The organism is Acidiphilium sp. C61, from assembly GCF_905116885.1.
Taxonomy (GTDB): domain Bacteria; phylum Pseudomonadota; class Alphaproteobacteria; order Acetobacterales; family Acetobacteraceae; genus Acidiphilium.
On record NZ_CAJHNI010000005.1, the window covers coordinates 1,347,347 to 1,367,880 of the forward strand.

Annotated in this window: 21 protein-coding genes, 1 tRNA gene and 1 other RNA gene; 8 read left to right on the forward strand and 15 right to left on the reverse strand. The window is 66.6% G+C overall.

What is annotated here, in order from left to right; translation table 11 throughout:
* The first annotated feature begins 37 nt into the window (after positions 1-37).
* Both HUW10_RS09155 and HUW10_RS09160 read left to right on the forward strand, forming a co-directional pair.
* The gene (locus tag HUW10_RS09155) at positions 38-1,378 is read left to right on the forward strand and encodes an MFS transporter (RefSeq protein WP_174503218.1); all 1,341 of its coding nucleotides are present in this window, start codon (positions 38-40) and stop codon (positions 1,376-1,378) included.
* Between the two features lie 43 nt (positions 1,379-1,421).
* Positions 1,422-2,318 carry a transporter gene (locus HUW10_RS09160; protein WP_174503219.1) on the forward strand — a complete coding sequence of 299 codons (897 nt, stop codon included), beginning with the start codon at positions 1,422-1,424 and terminating at the stop codon, positions 2,316-2,318.
* Between the two features lie 236 nt (positions 2,319-2,554).
* Here the strand turns inward: HUW10_RS09160 and HUW10_RS09165 are convergent, their stop codons facing one another.
* From HUW10_RS09165 to HUW10_RS09180, 4 genes are all read right to left on the reverse strand, one after another.
* On the reverse strand, positions 2,555-4,099 hold the full coding sequence (locus HUW10_RS09165) for a DHA2 family efflux MFS transporter permease subunit (RefSeq protein WP_236656304.1): 1,545 nt from the start codon (positions 4,097-4,099) through the stop codon (positions 2,555-2,557).
* An 11-nt stretch (positions 4,100-4,110) separates the two neighbouring features.
* Positions 4,111-5,253, reverse strand: a complete 1,143-nt coding sequence (locus tag HUW10_RS09170) for an HlyD family secretion protein (protein ID WP_174503220.1) — start codon at positions 5,251-5,253, stop codon at positions 4,111-4,113.
* A 46-nt stretch (positions 5,254-5,299) separates the two neighbouring features.
* On the reverse strand, positions 5,300-5,764 hold the full coding sequence (locus HUW10_RS09175) for a PaaI family thioesterase (RefSeq protein ID WP_174503221.1): 465 nt from the start codon (positions 5,762-5,764) through the stop codon (positions 5,300-5,302).
* Between the two features lie 72 nt (positions 5,765-5,836).
* Entirely contained in the window at positions 5,837-6,001 is a 165-nt protein-coding gene (locus tag HUW10_RS09180) for a hypothetical protein (RefSeq protein ID WP_174503222.1), read from the reverse strand.
* Positions 6,002-6,077: 76 nt separating this feature from the next.
* On the opposite strand from HUW10_RS09180, the gene HUW10_RS09185 reads away from it, so the two are divergent.
* Entirely contained in the window at positions 6,078-6,635 is a 558-nt protein-coding gene (locus tag HUW10_RS09185) for a TetR/AcrR family transcriptional regulator (protein WP_174504819.1), read from the forward strand.
* 305 nt (positions 6,636-6,940) lie between these two features.
* Here HUW10_RS09185 and HUW10_RS09190 read toward each other — a convergent pair.
* The 5 genes from HUW10_RS09190 to HUW10_RS09210 form a co-directional block, all read right to left on the reverse strand.
* Positions 6,941-7,016: transfer RNA gene (locus HUW10_RS09190), tRNA-Phe, on the reverse strand.
* A gap of 93 nt (positions 7,017-7,109) precedes the next feature.
* Positions 7,110-7,373, reverse strand: coding sequence for a cell division topological specificity factor MinE (gene minE, locus HUW10_RS09195; RefSeq protein WP_174503223.1), 264 nt, complete (start codon positions 7,371-7,373; stop codon positions 7,110-7,112).
* Positions 7,370-8,185, reverse strand: a complete 816-nt coding sequence (minD, locus tag HUW10_RS09200) for a septum site-determining protein MinD (RefSeq protein ID WP_174503224.1) — start codon at positions 8,183-8,185, stop codon at positions 7,370-7,372. Before minD ends, minE begins: the two co-directional genes overlap by 4 nt.
* Positions 8,186-8,195: 10 nt before the next feature.
* The gene (gene minC / locus HUW10_RS09205) at positions 8,196-8,855 is read right to left on the reverse strand and encodes a septum site-determining protein MinC (RefSeq protein WP_236656306.1); all 660 of its coding nucleotides are present in this window, start codon (positions 8,853-8,855) and stop codon (positions 8,196-8,198) included.
* A gap of 217 nt (positions 8,856-9,072) precedes the next feature.
* On the reverse strand, positions 9,073-10,053 hold the full coding sequence (locus HUW10_RS09210) for a Gfo/Idh/MocA family protein (protein WP_174504821.1): 981 nt from the start codon (positions 10,051-10,053) through the stop codon (positions 9,073-9,075).
* A gap of 91 nt (positions 10,054-10,144) precedes the next feature.
* Here HUW10_RS09210 and secD point away from each other — a divergent pair, with 91 nt between their 5' ends.
* Positions 10,145-11,725: a protein translocase subunit SecD gene (secD, locus tag HUW10_RS09215; RefSeq protein WP_174503225.1), complete on the forward strand. Its 1,581-nt coding sequence runs from the start codon at positions 10,145-10,147 to the stop codon at positions 11,723-11,725.
* Positions 11,726-11,735: 10 nt separating this feature from the next.
* On the forward strand, positions 11,736-12,716 hold the full coding sequence (secF, locus tag HUW10_RS09220; RefSeq protein WP_174504822.1) for a protein translocase subunit SecF: 981 nt from the start codon (positions 11,736-11,738) through the stop codon (positions 12,714-12,716).
* Positions 12,717-12,876: 160 nt separating this feature from the next.
* On the opposite strand, the gene HUW10_RS09225 is transcribed toward secF, so the two are convergent.
* From HUW10_RS09225 to ffs, 6 genes are all read right to left on the reverse strand, one after another.
* The gene (locus HUW10_RS09225; protein ID WP_236656307.1) at positions 12,877-13,584 is read right to left on the reverse strand and encodes an SGNH/GDSL hydrolase family protein; all 708 of its coding nucleotides are present in this window, start codon (positions 13,582-13,584) and stop codon (positions 12,877-12,879) included.
* On the reverse strand, positions 13,577-14,683 hold the full coding sequence (locus HUW10_RS09230; protein ID WP_174503227.1) for an OpgC domain-containing protein: 1,107 nt from the start codon (positions 14,681-14,683) through the stop codon (positions 13,577-13,579). The genes HUW10_RS09225 and HUW10_RS09230 overlap by 8 nt, the downstream gene beginning before the upstream one ends.
* Positions 14,680-15,270 carry a recombination mediator RecR gene (recR, locus tag HUW10_RS09235; protein WP_174503228.1) on the reverse strand — a complete coding sequence of 197 codons (591 nt, stop codon included), beginning with the start codon at positions 15,268-15,270 and terminating at the stop codon, positions 14,680-14,682. Before recR ends, HUW10_RS09230 begins: the two co-directional genes overlap by 4 nt.
* A 25-nt stretch (positions 15,271-15,295) precedes the next feature.
* Positions 15,296-15,619, reverse strand: a complete 324-nt coding sequence (locus HUW10_RS09240; protein WP_174503229.1) for a YbaB/EbfC family nucleoid-associated protein — start codon at positions 15,617-15,619, stop codon at positions 15,296-15,298.
* Positions 15,619-17,547, reverse strand: coding sequence for a DNA polymerase III subunit gamma/tau (locus tag HUW10_RS09245; RefSeq protein ID WP_174503230.1), 1,929 nt, complete (start codon positions 17,545-17,547; stop codon positions 15,619-15,621). The genes HUW10_RS09240 and HUW10_RS09245 overlap by 1 nt, the downstream gene beginning before the upstream one ends.
* Before the next feature lie 31 nt (positions 17,548-17,578).
* Positions 17,579-17,676, reverse strand: an RNA gene (gene ffs, locus HUW10_RS09250) — signal recognition particle sRNA small type.
* A 78-nt stretch (positions 17,677-17,754) separates the two neighbouring features.
* Between ffs and nudC the strand changes: the two genes are divergently transcribed.
* From nudC to HUW10_RS09265, 3 genes are all read left to right on the forward strand, one after another.
* On the forward strand, positions 17,755-18,666 hold the full coding sequence (gene nudC / locus HUW10_RS09255; RefSeq protein ID WP_174503231.1) for an NAD(+) diphosphatase: 912 nt from the start codon (positions 17,755-17,757) through the stop codon (positions 18,664-18,666).
* Between the two features lie 90 nt (positions 18,667-18,756).
* The gene (gene wrbA / locus HUW10_RS09260; RefSeq protein WP_174503232.1) at positions 18,757-19,356 is read left to right on the forward strand and encodes an NAD(P)H:quinone oxidoreductase; all 600 of its coding nucleotides are present in this window, start codon (positions 18,757-18,759) and stop codon (positions 19,354-19,356) included.
* Positions 19,357-19,567: 211 nt separating this feature from the next.
* Positions 19,568-20,497, forward strand: a complete 930-nt coding sequence (locus tag HUW10_RS09265; RefSeq protein WP_174503233.1) for a tartrate-resistant acid phosphatase type 5 family protein — start codon at positions 19,568-19,570, stop codon at positions 20,495-20,497.
* The last annotated feature ends 37 nt before the right edge of the window (positions 20,498-20,534 follow it).

Genomic DNA, 20,534 nt, shown 5'->3' on the forward strand with positions numbered 1-20,534 from the left:
GCGCGCGGCACGTCCAAAAATAATGGGGAGACTAAAAATGAATGGTCCAGGCGAGGCCGGGCAAATGCCGGCAATTCCGACGCGCGCCTACATGATCGTGGCGCTGCTGTTCGTGTTTCAGACGCTGAACTTCTTCGACAAGCTGGCCTTCGGCGTCTCGGGCGTGCCGATGATGCATGAATTCAGCCTCACCCCCAAGCAGTTCGGCTTGATCGGCGCGGCGTTCTTTCTGTTTTTCGCGGTCGGCGGCACGGTGATCGGCACGCTCTTCGTCGGGCGCTACCGGTCCAAACATATCCTGCTGACCCTCGCTGGCATCTGGACGGCGAGCCAGCTGCCCGTCGCCTTCACCCATTCCTTGCCAATCATCATCGCCTGCCGGTTGCTGCTGGGCATCGGCGAGGGCGCGGCACTGGCCACGGCGATGACCGCCGCCTACGAATGGTTTCCCGACCATCGCCGCAACCTTCCCTCCGCCTTCATTCTGCAAGGCATCAGCGCCGGCTTTCTCATCGGCGGGCCGCTGCTCAGCTGGTTTGTGGTGCATGCCGGCTGGCGCTCCTGCTTCCTGGTGTGCGGGGTTCTGAGCCTGGTCTGGATGGTGCTGTTCGCGCTGATCGGGCGCGAGGGACCGCTTGCCGGCCAGCACGCCGCCCCCGTGGCACATGAAACCCCGTTGCCGTTCCGCCTGCTCTGGCTGGACCGCACGGTCATCGGCGTCATGCTCATCGCCTTTTTCGGCTATTGGGTCATCGGCATGGCCGCGGTCTGGCTGCCGCCCTTTCTGCGGCTGGGGCTGGGCTATGCGCCGCTGAAGGCCGACTGGATCATCTCCGCCATCTACGTGATCCAGTCTCCGGCGCTCATCCTCGGCTCCTGGCTGACGCATACGATGCGCCAGCGCGGCTGGAGTGCCCGCATCTGCCTGGGCTGGAGTTCTGGCCTCGCGATGCTGGTGAGTGGCGCCGCCTTGCTCGCCGCGGTGCGAAGCCCTGCCGGCGTGGTGCAGACCTGCTTCCTGGCCATCGCCTTTTCGGTGCCGAGCCTGACAACGATCTTCGGGCCGGTGATCCTCGCCGCGATCGCGCCGTCCCGCCAGCGCGCCCGGCTGGTGGTGGTGATCATCTCCGCCACCTCGATCTCCGCGTTCTTTTCCACCTTCATCAACGGCTGGATCATCGGCGCCTACCCGGGCAATGCGCCGCTGGGCTTTGCCATCGCCTTCGGGCTGGGCGGGGTGATCCTGCTCGCCGGCGGGCTGGCCAGCTTCCTGCTGCTGTTTCCTGAAGCAAGCGCCGCGCGCTTCGCCGCCTATCGGCAGGCCCGCGATACCGGCGCCGGGTTTGAGCCTGCCTCATTCGCCCGCGCCAAGCCCTGATCCGACGAGCATCTCAAATCCAACGTAACAAGGGAGGTTTCCAATGAAGACAGGATTTCGTTTCATGCTGGCCGGCATTGGCCTGGCCGCGATGTCGTTGCCCGCCAAGGCGGCGATGGTCGGCAGCAATCCGGAATATCCGGTTGGCAATACGCTCGGCCAGCCGACGGGCCTGCTGCCGCCGCCTGGCGTGTATCTCACCTTCAAGCCGAGCTACACCCAGTCCCGCCCGGTGAGCGGGGACGGCCATTTCACCGGCGCCCATGCCAATATCTGGGGCGCCACCGGCTCGATCGCCTACATTCCCGACATCCGGATCCTCGGCGCCCGCTATGGCATGTTCATCCGCTCTCTCGGCTGGCTGAATGTCAGCCTCACCACGCCCAGGGCGGCCGGTAGCAAGACCTTCAGCCGCACCGGCCTCGTTGATACCGAGTTCACGCCGCTTTCATTGAGCTGGGATCTCGGCCATCATGTGTTCCTCGATGCCGATTTCGGCTTCTATCCGCCTAACGGCCAGTACAGCAACACGGCCAAGGTGAATACCGGGCAAAATCATTGGACGATCGAGCCGGACATGTCCGTCAGCTGGCTCCCCGGCCCCTACCAATTCACGGTGCACGTGACGCTGGACAAGAATTTCGAGAACAGCACCACGCATTATACCAATGGCACGACGATGGATTGGGACTTCACCGCGATGCGCAGTTTCGGTCACTGGTCGATCGGGCCGGTCTCGTATTTCTACAAGCAGATCACGGCGGATTCAGGCCCGGCGGCGCTCAATGGCGGGTCGCCCGAATCCTTCGCGCTGGGGGCGGATGTCGCCTATCAGGGCAAAGGCTACAAGATGAACATGTTCTTCACCCATGACGTCTACGCCCGCAATGTCGGCGAGGCCGGCAAGGTCGTGCTGACACTCAGTGTGCCGTTGAGGTAACCCGCTCGCAGCATCATCCGATCAGATGGTAGCATCTGATCGGATCGAGCTGCTCGGTTTGTCGATGTGATCGATCGTCGTTCGGATGTGCGGCCAGGTCGGACCAGGAAGGTGATGTCTCGCCCGGCCTGAACCTGCCTTGCACCGAAATAACCGCCCGTCGCGCCATCCCCGACAACACGCACGCGCATTGCGGTGTCCGGTCATGACAGGGGTCTTCGTGGTGAAGCGGGGCGTCAATGTGAACCGGTTGCGGGGGCCGCCGGAGCCGCGACCTTCCGCATCAGCAACACGAGTGGGGCGGCGATGACGAAGGCGAGCATCACGGCCCGAAAGGCATCGGCATAGGCCATGGTCGACGCCTCGCGGTAGGCAAGGGCCCGCAATTGCGCAAGCGCGGCGACGTGACCCGCGGGAGCGGAGCCGAGCAGCGTTGCAAGGTGTGTGCTTGTTGCCGCGACGAGGCGGTCCATCGCGTCATTCGCGGGCGTCAGGTTGGTCGCGATCGCGAGGAAATGCATGTTGGTCCGGTCATTCAGGACGGCGCCGCATACCGCGATGCCAACCGCTCCGCCGAGATTGCGCATCATGTTGAAGAGACCGCTTGCATATTTCAGTCGCGCGGCAGGAAGGCTGCCGAGCCCGAGGGTAACGCTCGGCGCGACAGCGAAAACCTGCGGGAAGCCGCGCAGGATCTGCGGCACCAGCAGCTGGTCGCCGCCCCAGTCGTGGGTAATCAGGCTGAAGCTCCACATGGCGAGACCGAAGCAGCCAAGCCCGAACATCATCAGCCATCTCCCGTCGAATTTCCGGGCGAGCGCGATATAGATGGGAACCCCGATCAGCGAGGCCACGCCGGTCGAGAAGATGGCAACGCCGGTCTGCCAGGCGGAAAATCCGCGCACGTAGCCGAGAAACAGCGGCTCGAGGTAGATGGTCGAGAAGATACCGATGCCGGTGACGAAGGAGAGGATGCAGCCGATCAGGAAATTGCGGTTGCGCAGGGCGCGCAGATCGACAACCGGATGCTCGTAGGTGAGACTCCTGACGACGAACAGGATGCCGGTTATCGCAGAGACGATGGCGCAGAGACGGATCGTCTCGTCGCTGAACCAGTTCCAGCGCGCACCTTCTTCGAGCACGTATTCGAGCGTGCCGAGCGCTGCGGCCATCAGAGCGATGCCGGGATAGTCGGCATCGCCGAGGAGCGAGAGGTCGGCCTCATCGATGTCGACGCGCAGCGCCACGACGAAGGCGACGAGCAACCCGGGCACGAGATTGACGTAGAAAAGCCAGTGCCAGTCCAGCGTGTCGGTGATCCACCCGCCGATGACCGGGCCGAGGGTTGGCGCGACGGAGGCGATGGTGCCGATCACCGCGGCGGCGTAGACCCGCTTCGGGCCGGGAAAATAGTGGAACGAGGAGGTGAAGACGGTGGGGATCATCGACGCACCGAGCATTCCCTGCAGGGCGCGGAAGACGATCATGCTGTCGATGTTCCAGGCGAGGCCGCAGAGCATCGAGGCGCATGTGAACCCGAGCGCCGATCCGGCGAACAGCCACCGTGTGGAAAAGAGGCGTGTCAGCCATCCCGAAAGCGGAATCATGATGATTTCGGCGATGAGGTAGGCGGTCTGCAGCCAGCTGATCTGGTCCTGTGCGGCGGACAGGCCGCCACCGATTTCCTGCAGGGACGACGCCACGATCTGGATATCGAGCAGCGCGATGAACATGCCCACGCACATGATCGCGAACGGAACGATGGCGCTGAGATTGTTCACCGGCGCGCGCCTCAGGAATGCCGGTTGGCGGGCAGGCGTTTCGTGTTCACCGAAACCGACGCCGAGAGGCCCGGACGCAGCAGGCCGAGGGTCGATGTGTCGCCGTCGAGAACGATGCGAACGGGCACGCGCTGGACGATCTTGGTGAAGTTGCCGGTCGCGTTCTGCGGCGGAATGACGCTGAACACGGCACCGGTCGCGGGGGCGAGGCTCGCCACATGGCCATGCAGGACCCGCCCGGGCGACACGTCGGCGACGATCGTGGCCGGATCGCCAGGCCGCATCCGATGCAGGTCACTCTCCTTGAAGTTGGCGTCGACCCAGAGCCCGCGTGCCGGGACGACGGAAAGCAGGTTCGTTCCCGCCGGCACATAGGCGCCTGCCTGCGCCGACCGATCGCCGACATATCCGTCGACCGGTGAATCGATCGTCGTGTATCCGAGGCGCAGCCGGGCAATCCTGAAATCGGCCTCAGCAGCCCTTATTGCCGCTTTGGCGCCTGTTATCCGCGTCTGGAGTACCGAAAGAAGCTGTTTCGAGACGACGACCGCCGCCGTTGCCGCATTGACGGAAGCGGCCGCCTTGTGCACTCCGGCGAGGGCTCGCTGGGCATCCTGCCGTGAACCGGCGTCGTTGTTGGCGAGGCTCCGGTAACGTGTCGCTTCCTGCGCGGCGAAGGTGGCTTCCGCCTGCCTCGCGGCAAGGTTCGCCTCCGCCTGACGGATCGCGGTGTGCTGGAGTTCGTATCTGGCCTGCAACGCGGCGACGGCGGCCTTGCGTTCGGCGACGGCGGCGCGTGCGTGGTCGAGTGCGGCCAGATAGTCGGCCGGATCGAGGCGAACCAGGGGCTGGCCGGCCCGGACATACTGGTTGTCGTGCACCAGGATCGACTGGATGTATCCGGATATGTGCGGGGCGATCGGCGTCACGTCGCCACCGACATAGGCGTCATCCGTGGTTTCGACGAAGCGCCCGGCCACCCACCAGTTCGCCGCATACCAGGCACTGGCCGCAAGCAGCGCGATGCCAGCCGCCAACAGCAGCATCCTCTTGCCGAAACGCCGGGGCACATCGGCGGAGCGCCTGCCGGTGATCGGTCGGGGCTGCGGATGATCCGGCACGTCGATGGTCCGATCGTCTGTCGGATAGCTCATTTCGTACTTTCCTCGGGATGGGACGGCCGGCAGCGCGCGGAATGCATCAGGCCGGCGCGGTGGGCATGTCGAAGACGAGCAGCGTTGACGTTGCGGAGGCACAGAGCTTTCCAGCCGAATCGGTCAGCCGGGCTTCGGCAAAGGCGGTGCGGCGGCCGATCGACAGGATCTTGCCTTCGGCGCGCACGGTCCCGCTATCCGGGCTCAGCGGGCGGTGATAGGACACCTTGAGTTCAAGGGTCGTGTAGCCTTGGATTGGACTGAGCATCGAATGGGCCGCGCAGCCGCAGGCGCTGTCGAGGAGTGTCGCAGCGTAGCCGCCATGGACCGACCCGATCGGGTTCAGCACTTCCGGGCCGGGCTCTCCCTCGAAAACGGCCCGGCCTTTCTCGATTTCGATCAGCCTGAAATCCATCGTCCTGCCGATGGGTGGATTGTTGCCGGCTTTGAGGAGGGCCTGAAGCTGGGCCAGCCCATCATGGCCATCGGGATTGTTGCGTATGACGTCCATTGCGGTTTCCTTTCCTGCGCGATTCGAGAAAACTGGAGCACGTTCCGATCCATCCGGATCGGATGTCGGGCTCTATCTTGTTAATAATTTGAGCATCATCGCCCGGCGCGCGTCAGCGCGACGCCCTGCCTCGGCCCGCGCCAGGTCATCATCATCTTCAGTCAGATCCGCGGACAGCATTTCGATCGTCATGCCGTTCGAGGCGCCGGCAATCGGGATGGCCGGTCCGAGACCCATCGAACCCGTTCCTTCGGATTATTCATGATAATCATCATGTATTGATTTATGACGAGCATCATGTATCTTGTCAAATATGCGGGTGAGCAAGGAACAGGTCGCGGAAAACAGAAAGACGATTCTGGAGGCTGCTGGCAGGCTGTTTCGCGAGCGCGGCTTCGAGGCGGTAACCGTCACGGACGTGATGAAGGCCGCGGGCCTCACGCATGGCGGCTTCTACGGCTATTTCAGCAGCAAGGACGAACTAATCGGGGAAGCCTTGGCTGTCGCCCTTTGCAGCACGCGGGCGCTACCCGACGATTTGCCGACCTTCGTGAAGCGGTATCTCTCGCCCGCTCATCGGGCCGAGTTTGCGCGCGGCTGCCCGGTTGTGGCTCTGGCTTCCGAGACGATCCGCCAGCCCGGCGCCGCCCGGGGTGAAATGACGGCGGGGCTGAAGCGCCAGATCGGCGCGATCAGCCATCTCGTCGCCGGCGCGACCGAGGAGGACCGCCGCCGCGCTGCGATCGGAACCTGGGCGGCGATGGTGGGCGCCATGACCCTGGCGCGGCTGACCGACGACCGGACACTGTCGGACGAGATTCTCCACGAGGTTCGCGAATGGCTGACGAGGCGGCCAAGCTGCGGCGAGTAGGTGGTGATGTTGCGGGCTGTCTCGCCGGCGGGCCGGCGGGGCCCGCGATTTCCTCTCTGCCCCGGGATGTGAACCGAGGTCATGGTTTGGCAACAGAGCCCGGGTCCGAATGCCAGAGTGGCTATCGTTAGAGCACGTTCCGATCCTGATGGATCGGAGAGTGCTCTGGCGGCGATTTTCCGTGTGAGCAGGCGGATATGAGCGAGGACGAGCCATGCGGCGGCACGGGCGTGAACATGCCCAATCGAGATGTGTTCGATCCGATTAGCCGGCGCTCTGGGGTGGATTTAAAATTGGGGAGAGGATGGTGCCCAGGGGCGGAATCGAACCACCGACACTGCGATTTTCAGTCGCATGCTCTACCAACTGAGCTACCTGGGCGCGCTGTCGCTCGCGCAACGAGGGTGTAGCCGAAGCTCAGGCCGACATCAAGTCATCGTCCGGTCATTTGCCGCTTATGGCTGCCCGGCAATATCAGTTCTTTACGAGCGCCGTCTGCGGTATCTCGATGTCGATCTCGAGGGTGGACATCGTCCCGTCCCGGCCGAGCTTCACATTGACCTTTTCGCGGTCGATGGAGACGTGCTTGGCGATCACCGCGAGGATTTCCTCCTGCAGCACCACCGCGAGGTCCGACTTGCCGGACAGGGCGCGCTCATGCGCGAGCAGCAATTGCAGCCGCTCGCGGGCGACCGGCGCGGTGTTGCGCGACCGGGTGAAAAAATTGAACAGGCTCATGCGACCTTCCTGCCAAACAGGCGGCTCATGAGGGTCTTCTTCTCGGCGGGGGCGACGATCTCGATCTTCTCGCCCAGCAGGCGGCGGGCCGACTCGCTATAGGCCCTGGCAGGGGCGCAGGACGGGTCGTGCAGCGTGACCGGGCAGCCGACATTCGAGGCGCGCAGCACGTCTTCACTGTCGGGGATGATGCCGATGAGCGGGATGGCAAGGATTTCGAGGATATCGTCCACCTTCAGCATCTCGCCGCGGGCGGCGCGGCCCGCATCGTAGCGGGTCAGCAGCAGGTGCTTTTCGACGATCTCGCCGGCCTCGGCCCGCACCGTCTTCGAATCGAGCAGGCCGATGATCCGGTCGGAGTCGCGCACCGAGGAGACTTCCGGATTGGTGACGACGATCGCGACATCGGCATGGCGCATCGCGAGCGTCGCGCCGCGCTCGATGCCGGCCGGGCTGTCGCAGATGATCCAGTCGAACTTCTCGCGCAATTCGTCGATCACCCGCTCGACGCCTTCGGGTGTGAGCGCGTCCTTGTCGCGGGTCTGCGAGGCGGGAAGCAGCGACAGCGTATCGACCCGCTTGTCGCGGATCAGCGCCTGCGCCAGCTTGGCATCCCCCTGCACGACATTGACCAGATCGAAGACGACCCGCCGCTCCGCGCCCATGATGAGGTCGAGATTGCGCAGGCCGACATCGAAATCGACGACGGCGACATTCTGCCCCGTCTGGGCGAGCGCCGCGCCAAGAGCGGCAGAGGAGGTCGTCTTGCCGACGCCGCCCTTGCCCGATGTGACCACGAGAACCTTCGCCATGAGTTGATTCCTATCCCAATGCTGCGAGGCGCAGCTCCTTGTCATGCAGCCAGACCTGAACGGCCCGCCCTTGCAGCCCGGTCCCCCAATGATCCGCCGTGCGGTATAGACCATCGATCGCCAGCAACTCGGCGGCAAGGCGGGAGCAGAAAATACGGGCCTTGTGGCCGCTCGCGATACCCGCGACGGCGCGGCCGCGCAGCGTGCCGTATACGTGGATCGAACCGCCGGCGATCAGCTCCGCACCGGAGGCGACCGGCCCGATCACGGTGATGTCGCCGTCCTCGAACACGATCGACTGGCCGGACCGCACCGGGCGGTCGATCAGCAGCGATGGGCGGGACGGCGCGGCAGGCGGCGGCTCGGGCGGCGGCGGTTCGCTGTGCTCCGGAATCTCGATCTCGCGGTCACCACGCCCCTCGCGGCCCGGCGGCGCGAGGTTGACGCCGTACCACGGGGTCTCCCGCAGCCGTTCCATGTCGATCCCCTCGACGCCGATGATCCGCAGGTCGCGCGCTTCGAGCGCCCCGAGAACCGCCGGCACGTCATCCTCGCCAGCGGCGAGGAGAGACAGGTTGACCACGACCGGACGCCCCTCGAAAAACCCGACCGACCGCCCGATCTGGCGGTCGAGCGCATCGAGCCATGCGGGGAAAGGGGGTTCCGGCATGACCACCATGGCCATGAAGGTGCGGCCACGTATGCGAATCGCCGGAAGCGGAAGCGCTGTTTCAGACACGTGAAGGACGTAGCGGCAGGCGGCTTCGCGCGTCAACAACGGATTTCTAAAAGTCCAGTCGCCAGCGCAACGATCAAGGATCGGGCGGGGGATACCGGTTCATCCGGAAGGCTGAGGCCCGGGACCGGCGGAACCGACTCGGCCGGCCTCAGCGCGGGGAGATCAAACCCGACGCCTCGGCCCGCGCCCGGCTTTCCGTGATCGAACGGCTGACGCCGATCGCAGCTTCGAGAGCGAGCCGCCCCGCCTCGGCATCAACGAGGACCGGCGCCCCGTCGAGACAGGCGGCATGGAAGGCCTCGTGCTCGGCGGCGAGGGCGTCGTGATCCTCCCAGCTCGCCTCCTCGATGCCGAACGCCTCGAATCCAGGCATCCGCAGCCCGCCTTCCTGACCCCGCCCGACAAGGCTGAGCCGACGCGCGGCGAAATCGACCGCCAGATACCCGGCCTCGGAAAAGATCCGCATCCGCCGCTCGGTCTTCATCGAGATGCGGCTCGCGGTCACGGTGGCGACGCAGCCATTGGCGAAGCGCACGCGGGCATTGGCGATGTCCTCATGCGCGCTGGCGACAGCGGCGCCGACGGCATCGATGCTCTCGACCGGCTGGGCCACGAGGGCGAGGATCAGGTCGAGATCGTGGATCATCAGGTCGAGAATCACGGACACATCGGTGCCGCGCGGCTTGAAGGGGGCGATCCGCACCGCCTCGATATAGAGCGGCTTGCCCATCCGCGCCGCGACGGCGCCGTGGGCAGCGGAAAACCGCTCGAGATGGCCGACCTGCAGGACAAGGCCGCGCGCGCGGGCGAGACGGCCGAGGATTTCGGCCTCGTCCACCGTCGCGGCGATCGGCTTTTCGACGAGAACGTGGCGCCCGGCCTCCAGCGCGCGGGAGGCAAGGGCGAAATGGGTATCGGCGGGCGAGGCGATGATCAGCGCCTCCGACGCCGCGATCAGCGCCTCGAGCGGGAGCGCGGCGCAGCCGGCCTCCGCCGCCACCGCGGCGGCGCGGGTCATGTCGGGGTCGGAAACGCCGACGAGATCCGCCCGCGCGGCGGCCGCCGTCTTCAACGCATGGTAGCGGCCGAAATGGCCGACCCCGATCACCCCAACCCGAAGTTTCTGCATCGCGTTTCGTTCCTGACAGAAGCGGGCTTGCACCGGCAAGCCGAGGCCGCCATACCACCCCTGCGTCGCCGTTGGGAGCCCTTCGCCTGTCATGCTTTACTTCACGCGCCTGAAAACCACCCTGATCGTGCTGTTCTGCGCGATCGGCGTGCTGCTCACGCTGCCGAACCTGGTCAAGCGCCCGGTTCCGGGCATTCCCTGGCCGCAGATCCATCTCGGGCTCGACCTGCGCGGCGGTTCCTACCTGCTGATGCAGATCGACATGAACGCGGTGGTGAAGGAACAGCTCGCCAACCTCACCGACGAGGTGCGCCACACCCTGTTGCAGGCCGATATCGGCTATACCGACCTCGGTGGCGATGTCGCGGCGCAGCGGGTGCAGTTCAACCTGGTCAAGCCGGCGGATGCCGCAAAGGTGCGCCAGCTGCTTGCGAAACTCGTCTCGCCGGTGGCCGCCGCCGGCGGCGTGCCCGACCTCGACGTGAAGGTGACGGATGCGGGTGCGACGACGCTCACCCTCTCCCGCCCGGCGCTGATCGCCAAGCAGACCCAGGCCATCGCCCAGTCGATCACGATCATCGGCCGCCGCATCGACGGCAGCGGCGTGGTCGACCCGCAGATCGCCCGGCAGGGGGCGGACCAGATCGTCATCCAGCTGCCCGGCGTGTCCGACCCGAACCAGATCAAGGCGCTGCTCGGCAAGACCGCGCACATGACCTTCCACATGGTCGCCGAGGATGTGAACCCGGAGACCAAGGTGCCGCCCCCCGGCGTCGAGATCCTGCCGATGAGCGATGGCAGCGGCCGGAAGCTCGCGATCCGCTCGCGCGTCGCGGTCGACGGCGCGGACCTGACCAACGCCCAGGCCGGGCAGGATCCGCAGAGCGGGCAATGGGTGGTCAACTTCACCTTCAACAGTGTCGGCGCCCGCAAGTTTGCCAACATCACCACTCACAATGTCGGCAAGCTGTTCGCGATCGAGCTCGATCACAAGATCATCGAGGCGCCGGTCATCCGCACGCCGATCGTCGGCGGGCGGGGGCAGATTTCGGGCAGTTTCACCGCCAAGAGCGCATCCGACCTTGCGCTCCTGCTGCGCGCGGGCGCCCTGCCCGCCCCGCTCAAGGTGGTCGAGCAGCAGAGCGTCGGGCCGGAACTCGGGGCCGACGCGATCCGCGCCGGCGTCATCTCGCTGGCGGTGGGCTTCCTGCTGGTCATCACCTTCATGGCGAGTTTCTACGGCCTGTTCGGCTGGTTCGCGAACCTCGCCCTCGTGGTCAACCTGCTGCTGCTGATCGCTGTTCTGTCGCTGATGGGGGCGACGCTGACGCTGCCGGGCATGGCGGGCATCCTGCTGACGCTCGGCATGGCGGTGGACTCCAACGTGCTGATCAACGAGCGCGTGCGCGAGGAGGTCAAGCTCGGCCGCAAGCCGCTCGCAGCCCTCGAGGCCGGCTACAAGCGCGCCTACAGCACCATCATCGACAGTAACGTGACCACGCTGCTCGCCCACATCATGCTGTTCATCTTCGGATCGCCGCCGGTGCGCGGCTTCGCGGTGACCATCTGTGTCGGCATCATCACAACCCTGTTCACGTCGACCGTGCTGGTCCGGCTGATCACGGCGCGCTGGTATGTCGCGCGCCGTCCCGCCGCGCTGCCGGTTCTCTGAGGCCCGCGCCATGAAGTTCCTCACCCGCCCCGCCTTCCGCCTGGTGCCGGACGGCACGCGCATCCAGTTCATGAAGGGACGGTTCATCGGCCTCGCGGTCTCGGCCATCCTCTCGACCGCGTCGCTGATCCTGTTCTTCCATCCCGGCCTCAATCTCGGCCTCGATTTCCGCGGCGGCGTCGTCATCCAGGTGGCGACCCCGCAGACGCCGGACTTCACGAAGCTGCGCGCGGAACTCGCGGCCGCCCATCTCCCCGGCGCCTCGCTGCAGAGCTTCGGCGGCAACAAGGGCGTGCTGATCAGCCTCGAATCGCAGGACAACGCGAAGGATACGCAGAAATCCCTCGCCGCCGCCGAAGGGGTGGTGAAGCAGAACCTGCCCGGTGCGAAGATCCTCTCGACCCAGGCGATCGGCGCCTCGGTCTCGGCGACGCTGTTCCAGCAGGGGCTGATCGCGCTCGGGATCAGCTTCCTGATGATCCTCGTCTATATCTGGTTCCGCTTCGAGTGGCAGTTCGCCGTCGGCGCGGTGGCGACGCTGATCCTCGACGTGACCAAGACGATCGGCTTCATGGTCATCACCCGCCTGCCCTTCGACCTCGTGACCATCGCCGCGATCCTGACCGTGATCGGCTATTCGACCAACGACAAGGTCGTGGTCTATGACCGGATGCGGGAAAACCTGCGCAAATACAAGACGATGCCGCTGCGCGAGCTGATCGACCTGTCGATCAACGAAACCCTCAACCGCACGCTCGGCACCTCCAGCACGGTGTTCCTCGCCGCCCTGCCGCTCGCCCTGTTCGGCGGCGCCTCGCTCTCCGGCTTCGCCTGGGTGATGCTGTTCGGCATCGTCGTCGGCACCTCGTCGTCGATCTATATCGCGGCGCCGATCCTGCTGCTGCTCGGCGAGCACCGGCTGCGCCGGGGCAATCCGAAACTGGCCGACGACCCGACCGTGACCAAGGACACCGCGCGGGCCTCGCGCTGACGCACACCCCTTCCGGAGGGGTTCAAACCAGAGACCGCCATGCACGGATCGAGGGTCGGCCCGATGAGGCGGGCCCGCCATGGCCGACCCGGATCATGACCGCAAGCGCTTGATCGACACCTGGAGCATCATCCGATCCTTTCGGATCGGATGTAGTGCTCTATCGCACAGCAGCGACGATCGAATCGGCCAGTGCCGCGGCGGTACAGGCATAGCCGCGGTCGTTCATGTGCATGCCATCCGCGGCGAGGAAGCTGGCGGGGGCAGCACCGGCGCGGGTCCAGGCGCGCATCAGCCCATCACGCGAGAACAGCCCGACCCGGTAACGCCGGGCGAGATGGGCAAGGGCCGCGTTGATCCGCGCATTGTCAGGCGCGCCCAGCAGACGGCGCGAGCGCTGGTTGTCCATCAGCACCACGTCGAGATCGGCGGCGCGCAGCCGGCGCAATCCCTGCTCGACCAGCGCGGCGAAACGGTCCGGCGACTCGCCGCGCATCGCCGCGTTGGCGCCGACCTGCCAGATCACGAGCGCGGGCCGCAAGGCGAGCACGTCGCGCTCCATCCGGCGGTCCTCGCGCAGCGCGTCCTCGCCGCTGATGCCACGGTTGATCACGCTGATCTCCGCATCCGGCAGGCGGTCGCCCAGCTCGTCCTGGAGCATCGCGGGATAGGAGTCGCCGATATCGTGCGCCATCGCCCCCCAGGTGGACGACGACCCGATCGCCGCGATCACCACCGGCTGGCCGCGATGGATCGCCGCGCGCAGATGCGGCAGGCGCAGATATTGCGCCGGCACGGCCGGGCAGGCGGGGGCGGCGGCGGCAACGCCGGCCCAGGCGAGCGCGAGAATGAGGATGAGACTACGCAACGGACGGTTTGGCATCCTTGACCCTGTACCAGGCAGAAAGCGCGGCGACGCCGAAAAGGGCGGCAAGGCCGGCGAGGTTGACGATGATCTGCATCGCCCAGCCGTGATCGGTATCCATCACGATCCGCCCGGCATAGGACAGCAGGATGCTGGCGCAGTAGGTCGGCAGGCCATACTGGCCGATCAGGATGAACACGCGCGACAGCCGGGCATCCAGCAGCCGCGCATCGGCGCGCAGGTGGCGGGCGGCGAGCCAGGCCAGCGACAGGATCGAGATCAGCCGGTAGGGATGAAGCCCGGTCTTGTCGATGTTGCGGACCAAGGGCCGCAGCGCCGCGGGAATGTGGCGGGCGAGCGAGGGTTCGAGCCAGGTGGTGAGCAGTATCCCGAAGCCGAGCAGCAGCAGCAGCACCGCGGCGATGTCGGTCGGGACACCGGGCAGCGCCGGCCTGCCGTGGCGGGAGAACAGCATGCCGAGCACGAACAGCAGTTGCCAGGTGAACGGGTTGAAGAACCAGCCATGGCCGCCATGCGTCGGCAGGTTCCAGCCATAGATCCGCGCGCCAACATAGAGTGCCACGCTGAGCGCGAGCAGCGTGCGCGGGAAGCGGAGCATGAAGAGCAGCGGCGCCAGCCCGCCCATGATCGCGACATAGAGCGGCAGCACGTTGAGATAGGCCGGCTGGTAGAGCAGCGGTACCGCCTCGACGATCGCGGCAAGCGGCCGTGTCGCCAGATGGTCGATGCCAACGCCGGAGAGGTATTGCGGCCGGCCAAGCCAGGTTGCGGCGAAGGCCACCTGGGCGGCGAACAGCACGAAGAGGAAGATATGCGCGATATAGAGCGTCCAGGCGCGCTTGAGCATGTCCGCCGAGGCGGAGAGCGGCCCGGCGCGGTCCAGCTTGCGACCGTAGACGAGGGCGGCGGCGAAGCCGGCGAGCAGGATGAAGATTTCCGTCGCGTCGTTCAGTGCGAGGTTGCGCACGGTGAAGCGGGCCAGCGTGTCGTGCGGGATGTGATCGAGAAAGATGCAGAACAGGGCGATGCCGCGGAAGAAATCGACCCTGAGGTCGCGGCCGTTGCGGATCAGCTGCATCATCCGGCGGCGCGACGGGCTGACAGGGCGAGGGCGAGCGTGCCCTCGTCGAGGATTTCGATGCTGCCGCCGACGGGCACGCCCTGGGCGAGGCGGGTGACGATGGCGCCGCAGGTCGCGAGGCGTTCGGTAAGGTAATGCGCGGTCGCCTGGCCATCGACGGTGGCCGGCAGGGCGAGGATCACCTCGCGCACCGACCCGTCGAGCCGGGCGAGCAGCCGGTCGATCCCCAGTTCCTCGGGGCCGCGGCCGGCGATGGCCGAGAGCAATCCGCCGAGGACGTGATAGCGGCCGCGATAGACGGCGGCGCGCTCCAGCGCCCATTGGTCCGCCACCGATTCGACCACGCAGATCAGCGGCTCGCGGGCGATGTCGGCACAGATCACGCAGGGCTGTTGCGAGTCGAGCCCGCCGCAGGTGGGGCAGACCGCGACGCGCTGGCAGGCGGCATCGAGGGCGGCGATCAGCGGCAGCAGGCGCTGCTCGCGCTCGGACATCAGCTTCAGCACGATGCGCCGCGCCGAACGTGGGCCAAGCCCAGGCAACCGCGCCATCAGCCCGACCAGCCGTTCGATCTCCGGGCCCATCATCGCGGGAAGACCTGAGCGCGCGGCCTCAGAACGGCAGTTTCATGCCGGGGGGAAGCGAAATTCCGCCGGTCACCTTCTGCATCTCCTCGGCGGCCACCGCCTCCAGCCGCGACTTGGCGTCGCGATGGGCAGCGAGGATCAGGTCCTGGAGCATTTCGGCGTCGCTCGGGTCGATCAGCTTGGGGTCGATCTCGATCCCCTTCATCTCGCCCTTGCCGGAGAGCGTGACCCTGACCAGGCCGGCGCCGGCCTCGCCCCGGATGTCCATGGCTTCGAGACGCGACTGCATCTCCTGCATGTTCTGCTGCATCTGCTGGGCCTGCTTCATCAGGCCGGCGAGGTTCTTCATCAGTCGATCTCCATGGCATCGGCAATGTCGTCGTCGGAAATCGGCGGGACATCGTCGAAACGGTCATCATCCATCGCGGGCGGCTCGGCAAGGGCGGCCGGCGCGTCGACCTCCACACTGGCGATCTTCGCCCCCGGAAACGTCTCGAAGATGGCCCTGACCAGCGGATGGTCCAGCGCCTCGTCGCGCGCGGTCTCACGCGCCGTGGTTTCGGCCTCGACCATGCTCGGCGCGCCGGCGGCGCGGGAGAGCGCGATGGTCCAGCGCCGTCCGGTTTCGGCCTCGAGAAATTTCGCGAGGCGGGACGAAAGATCGCGCGGGGCCTCGGGCGCGAGGTTGAGCTCGATCACCGGCGGGGCGAAGCGCACCAGCCGGGCATCGTGGCGGAGATGGGCATACAGCAGGGCATCGCGCTTCTCGCCGGCGAGGGCGATGACATCCTCGAACCGGGCCAGGCGCGGGGCAGCGGCCGGGGTAGGTTCAGCAGGGGCCGCAGCTTCAGCCTGGGCGAGCGGGGCGCCATTCACCACCGCAAGCGGCGCCGGGCCCGGTGAAGCGGACGTCGATGCCGATGCGGCGGGCCCTTGAGCCGGCGTGGGGGCGGGCGCGGTGGCGGGCGCGAGGGCGGGTGCCGCGCCCGCGCGCAGCGAAGCCCCCTCGCCGGCGAGGCGGCGGACCAGTTCGCCGGGTGGCGGCAGGTCGGAGACGTAGCAGAGGCGGATCAGGATCATGTCGGCGGCGGCGCGGCGATCGGTCGCCTGTTCCACCTCGGCGATGCCCTTGAGCAGCATCTGCCAGAGCCGGCCGAGAAACGGCACCGAAAGCCGCGCGGCCAAAGGCGCGCCGCGGGCCCGGTCAAGCTCGGGCAAGTCGCTGCCCTCGGTCAGGGCCGGGATCGCCTTGAGGCGCGAGAGCGTATGGGCGAGGCCGAGCAGGTCCTGCATCACCAGCATAGGGTCGGCGCCAGCTTCATGGGCGCGGTCCATCACCCCGAGGGCGCCGGCCGGATTGCCGGCGGCGACGGCATCGAGCAGGTCGAAGACGAGGCCGCGATCGGCAAGGCCGAGCATGTCGGCCACGAGGTCGGCGGTCACGGGTGCGCCCTCGTCGGCGCGGGCGATCGCTTGGTCGAGCAGGGAAAGCCCGTCGCGCACCGATCCGTCGGCAGCGCGGGCGATGGCCTCGAGCGCGCCGGCTTCGACAGCGACGGTTTCCTTCTCCGCGATGCGGGCGAAATGCGCGGCCAGCACCTCCACCGGCACGCGCTTGAGATCGAAACGCTGGCAGCGGGAGAGCACGGTGATCGGCACCTTGCGGATTTCCGTGGTGGCGAACACGAATTTCACGTGCGGCGGCGGTTCCTCCAGCGTCTTGAGCAGCGCGTTGAACGCGTTGCGCGAGAGCATGTGGACCTCATCGACGATGAAGACCTTGGTGCGGGCGATCATCGGGCGGAAGCGCGTCGCCTCGATGATCTCGCGCACGTCGTCCACGCCGGTGTTCGAGGCCGCGTCCATCTCGACGACATCGGGATGGCGGTCGGCGAGGATCGCCACGCAATTGTCGCAGACGCCGCAGGGATCGGGGGTGGGGCCGCCCTGCCCGTCCGCCCCGGTGCAGTTGAGCGCGCGGGCGAGGATCCGCGCCGTCGTCGTCTTGCCGACACCGCGCACGCCGGTGAGCATGAAGGCATGGGCGATGCGGTTCATCGCGAAGGCGTTGCGCAGCGTGCGGACCAGCCCGTCCTGGCCGATCAGGTCATCGAACGTGGTCGGGCGGTATTTGCGGGCGAGGACGCGGTAGGATTCGGCATGGACCGGCGCGGCGGCCTCGGGCAATTCGTCGTCGCCGAACAGCGACGGCCCCGGCGGCGGCGTCTCGGACTGTGGCTGATCGTCCGTCTCGTCGTCGTCGAACAGACCGGCCATGCGCCTCCGATGAGCTGGGCTGGAGTGAGAGGTGGGAGACCGGAGCCGCGACCCGTGCGGAAACTCGTTGCGGCTGCTGCCTTCCGGCCCTGACCGGGTTGGCGAGGCGCCCGTCCGCGACCGGCCTCCCACCTTCCATATCTATCCTTTGGGGCCTCTTTGCAAGGCCGGCTTGCCGGCATGCGGGAGCGGTGCCACCTTCCGGCCATGAACGATACCCCGCCCCCTTCCGCCCTGCTCTACAGCTCCGCCCGGCTCGACCGCGCCAGCCATCGCCGCACCGATGCCGACTGGCTGGCGGCGGCGCGCGCCGATGCGGGCGCCTGCTTCGTCGCCTACTGGCGCGGCAAGCTACTGATCACGCCCGAACCCGAACCCCGCGCCGTGCTCGACGCCCCACCGCGCGAGGGCGCCGGGGAGAGCGTCTTTCTCGGGCTGACGAACGGTCGCCCGGTGTTTGCCGTCGATCTTTCGGCGCATGACGCGCCGCTCGACGCCCTGCACCAGCCGCGCGGCGCGTTTCTCGAACTGCGCGGGCTGACCGCGATGCTGCCGGCCGAGGATGCCGGGCTGCTCGCCACCGCGCGCGGCCTGCTCTACTGGCAGTCCCGCCACAAATTCTGCGGCGTGTGCGGCGGCGCCTGCACGCCCGAGCGCGGCGGCCACACCATGCGCTGCACGCAATGCGGCACCGAGCATTTCCCGCGCACCGATCCCGCGGTGATCATGCTGGTCGCGAAGGGCGACCGCGTGCTGCTCGGCCAGTCGCAGAAATTTCCGCCCGAGCGGAACATGTTCTCGACCCTCGCCGGCTTCGTCGAACCCGGCGAAAGCCTCGAGGATGCCGTGCGGCGGGAAACCCTTGAGGAAGTCGGCGTCCACGTGGGAACGGTTTCATATACCGGCAGCCAGCCCTGGCCGTTCCCGGCCTCGCTGATGCTGGGCTTCCGGGCCGAGGCGGTGAGCGAGACGATCACGCTCGATGCCGAGGAGATGCGCGCCGCCGCCTGGTTCACCCGGGAGGATCTCGCGAACCGCCATGCGGCCGGGTTCAACCTGCCGCCGCAAGACTCGATCGCGCGCAAGCTGATCGACGACTGGATCGCCGAGGCGGGCTGAGCGGGACACCGAATTGTCATCAGATAACGTTTGATATCGAAAGAACTACGTCGTATAGCGATCGCATCGCAACCTGACGGAGAGATGGAAATGGCGAAAGTTCTCGTGCTTTACTACAGCACCTGGGGCCATGTTGAGACGATGGCGAACGCGGTGGCGGAAGGGGCGAAGGCCGCCGGCGCCGAGGTCGTGGTCAAGCGGGTGCCGGAAACCATGCCGGAAGAGACCGCAAAGGCGATCCATGCCAAGACCGAGCAGGACGCGCCGGTGGCGAACCCTGCGGAACTCGCCGAATACGACGCCATCATCTTCGGCACGCCCACCCGCTTCGGCAACATGTGCGGCCAGATGCGCAACTTCCTCGACCAGACCGGCGGGCTGTGGGCGAAGGGCGCGCTGATCGGCAAGGTCGGCTCGGTGTTCGTCTCGACCGGCACCCAGCATGGCGGGCAGGAAACCACCATCACCTCATTCCATACCACGCTGTTCCATCACGGCATGGTCGTGGTCGGCGTTCCCTATTCCAACCCCGAACTCACCAACATGAACGAGATCACCGGCGGCTCGCCCTATGGCGCGACCACGCTCGCCGGCAGCGACGGCTCCCGCCAGCCGAGCGCCAACGAACTCGCCATCGCCCGCGCCCAGGGCAAGCATGTTGCCGGGATCGCGGCGAAGCTTTCCGGCTGACAGCGAGGACGGCGCCGCGAGGCGCCGTCCATTGTCGCCGTCTTGTCATATGACATGGCGGGGACAGCTTGGTAGAGCAGCACCCGATCGGATGGTGTCATCTGATCGGATGAATAGGCTCCGTTTATCAATATGATAGAGTGCATATCCGATCCGGAAGGATCGGAACGTGTTCTGGACGGAGCGCCGCACGACCGATGGAGGCACTCCAATGACGATTTCCCGACGCAGTTTCATCGGCACCGGCGCCGAACTCACCGCGGCATCGCTGCTCGCCGCGGCCCCCGCGGCGCAGGCGGCGGCTCAGGACGCCTTCCGGTTCCTCTCGATCGGCGACTGGGGCCGCAACGGCGCGCACCACCAGCGCAACGTGGCACAGGCGATGGCCGACCGCGCCGCGTCCGACGCACCGCGCTTCATCCTCTCCCTCGGCGACAATTTCTACGAATCCGGGGTGACATCCGTCACCGACCCGCAGTGGAAGACCAGCTTCGAGGATGTCTATCATCAGGCCTCGCTGCAACGGCCCTGGAAGGTGATCCTCGGCAATCACGACTATCGCGGCAATGTGCCCGCGCAGCTCGACTATTCGGCACATTCGCGGCGCTGGCAGCTGCCCGCCCGCTACTATACTCACACCGAAACCCTCGCCGATGGCACCGCGGTCGAGATCTTCTTCCTCGATACCTCGCCCTTCATCCGCAAATATGTCGGCACGGTGACCAACATCTCCGGGCAGGATCCGCACGCCCAGCTTGCCTGGCTCGATGCGGCACTCGGCCGCTCGAAGGCGCGCTGGAAGATCGTGGTCGGCCATCACCCGATCTATACCCCGATCGGCGGCGCCGACCACGACCAGCCGGACCTCATCGCCGCGCTCGAACCGGTGCTGCGCCGCCACGCGGTGAAGCTCTACATCAACGGCCACGACCACTGCATGCAATATGTCGAGATGGGCGGGATTTCCTACGTGACGAACGGCGTCGGCTCGGAAATCTACACCCCCGGCACGCCGAGCCGGGCGGGCTTCGTCCTCGGCGCGCACGGGTTTCTGACTACCGCCGTCACGAGCGCAGCGATCAGCTTCGCCTTTGTCGACATGGATGGCAAGACCCGCTTCGCGAAGACAATTACCACCTGACCGCGCCTCCGCTAGCACCCGACGCGCCTCCGCTACC

Bases quoted from the DNA above. Each gene is read 5' to 3' on its own strand.
- HUW10_RS09230 (WP_174503227.1), bottom strand. From the start codon at position 14,683: ATGATGCAGCTGATCCGCAACGGCCGCGACCTCAGGGTCGATTTCTTC.
- HUW10_RS09245 (WP_174503230.1), bottom strand. From the start codon at position 17,547: ATGGCCGGTCTGTTCGACGACGACGAGACGGACGATCAGCCACAGTCC.
- minC (WP_236656306.1), bottom strand. From the start codon at position 8,855: ATGCCGGAACCCCCTTTCCCCGCATGGCTCGATGCGCTCGACCGCCAG.
- HUW10_RS09155 (WP_174503218.1), top strand. From the start codon at position 38: ATGAATGGTCCAGGCGAGGCCGGGCAAATGCCGGCAATTCCGACGCGC.
- secD (WP_174503225.1), top strand. From the start codon at position 10,145: ATGCTTTACTTCACGCGCCTGAAAACCACCCTGATCGTGCTGTTCTGC.
- HUW10_RS09170 (WP_174503220.1), bottom strand. From the start codon at position 5,253: ATGAGCTATCCGACAGACGATCGGACCATCGACGTGCCGGATCATCCG.
- HUW10_RS09175 (WP_174503221.1), bottom strand. From the start codon at position 5,764: ATGGACGTCATACGCAACAATCCCGATGGCCATGATGGGCTGGCCCAG.
- HUW10_RS09240 (WP_174503229.1), bottom strand. From the start codon at position 15,619: ATGAAGAACCTCGCCGGCCTGATGAAGCAGGCCCAGCAGATGCAGCAG.
- nudC (WP_174503231.1), top strand. From the start codon at position 17,755: ATGAACGATACCCCGCCCCCTTCCGCCCTGCTCTACAGCTCCGCCCGG.
- minD (WP_174503224.1), bottom strand. From the start codon at position 8,185: ATGGCGAAGGTTCTCGTGGTCACATCGGGCAAGGGCGGCGTCGGCAAG.
- secF (WP_174504822.1), top strand. From the start codon at position 11,736: ATGAAGTTCCTCACCCGCCCCGCCTTCCGCCTGGTGCCGGACGGCACG.
- minE (WP_174503223.1), bottom strand. From the start codon at position 7,373: ATGAGCCTGTTCAATTTTTTCACCCGGTCGCGCAACACCGCGCCGGTC.
- HUW10_RS09160 (WP_174503219.1), top strand. From the start codon at position 1,422: ATGAAGACAGGATTTCGTTTCATGCTGGCCGGCATTGGCCTGGCCGCG.
- wrbA (WP_174503232.1), top strand. From the start codon at position 18,757: ATGGCGAAAGTTCTCGTGCTTTACTACAGCACCTGGGGCCATGTTGAG.
- HUW10_RS09210 (WP_174504821.1), bottom strand. From the start codon at position 10,053: ATGCAGAAACTTCGGGTTGGGGTGATCGGGGTCGGCCATTTCGGCCGC.
- recR (WP_174503228.1), bottom strand. From the start codon at position 15,270: ATGATGGGCCCGGAGATCGAACGGCTGGTCGGGCTGATGGCGCGGTTG.
- HUW10_RS09265 (WP_174503233.1), top strand. From the start codon at position 19,568: ATGACGATTTCCCGACGCAGTTTCATCGGCACCGGCGCCGAACTCACC.
- HUW10_RS09185 (WP_174504819.1), top strand. From the start codon at position 6,078: ATGCGGGTGAGCAAGGAACAGGTCGCGGAAAACAGAAAGACGATTCTG.
- HUW10_RS09180 (WP_174503222.1), bottom strand. From the start codon at position 6,001: ATGGGTCTCGGACCGGCCATCCCGATTGCCGGCGCCTCGAACGGCATG.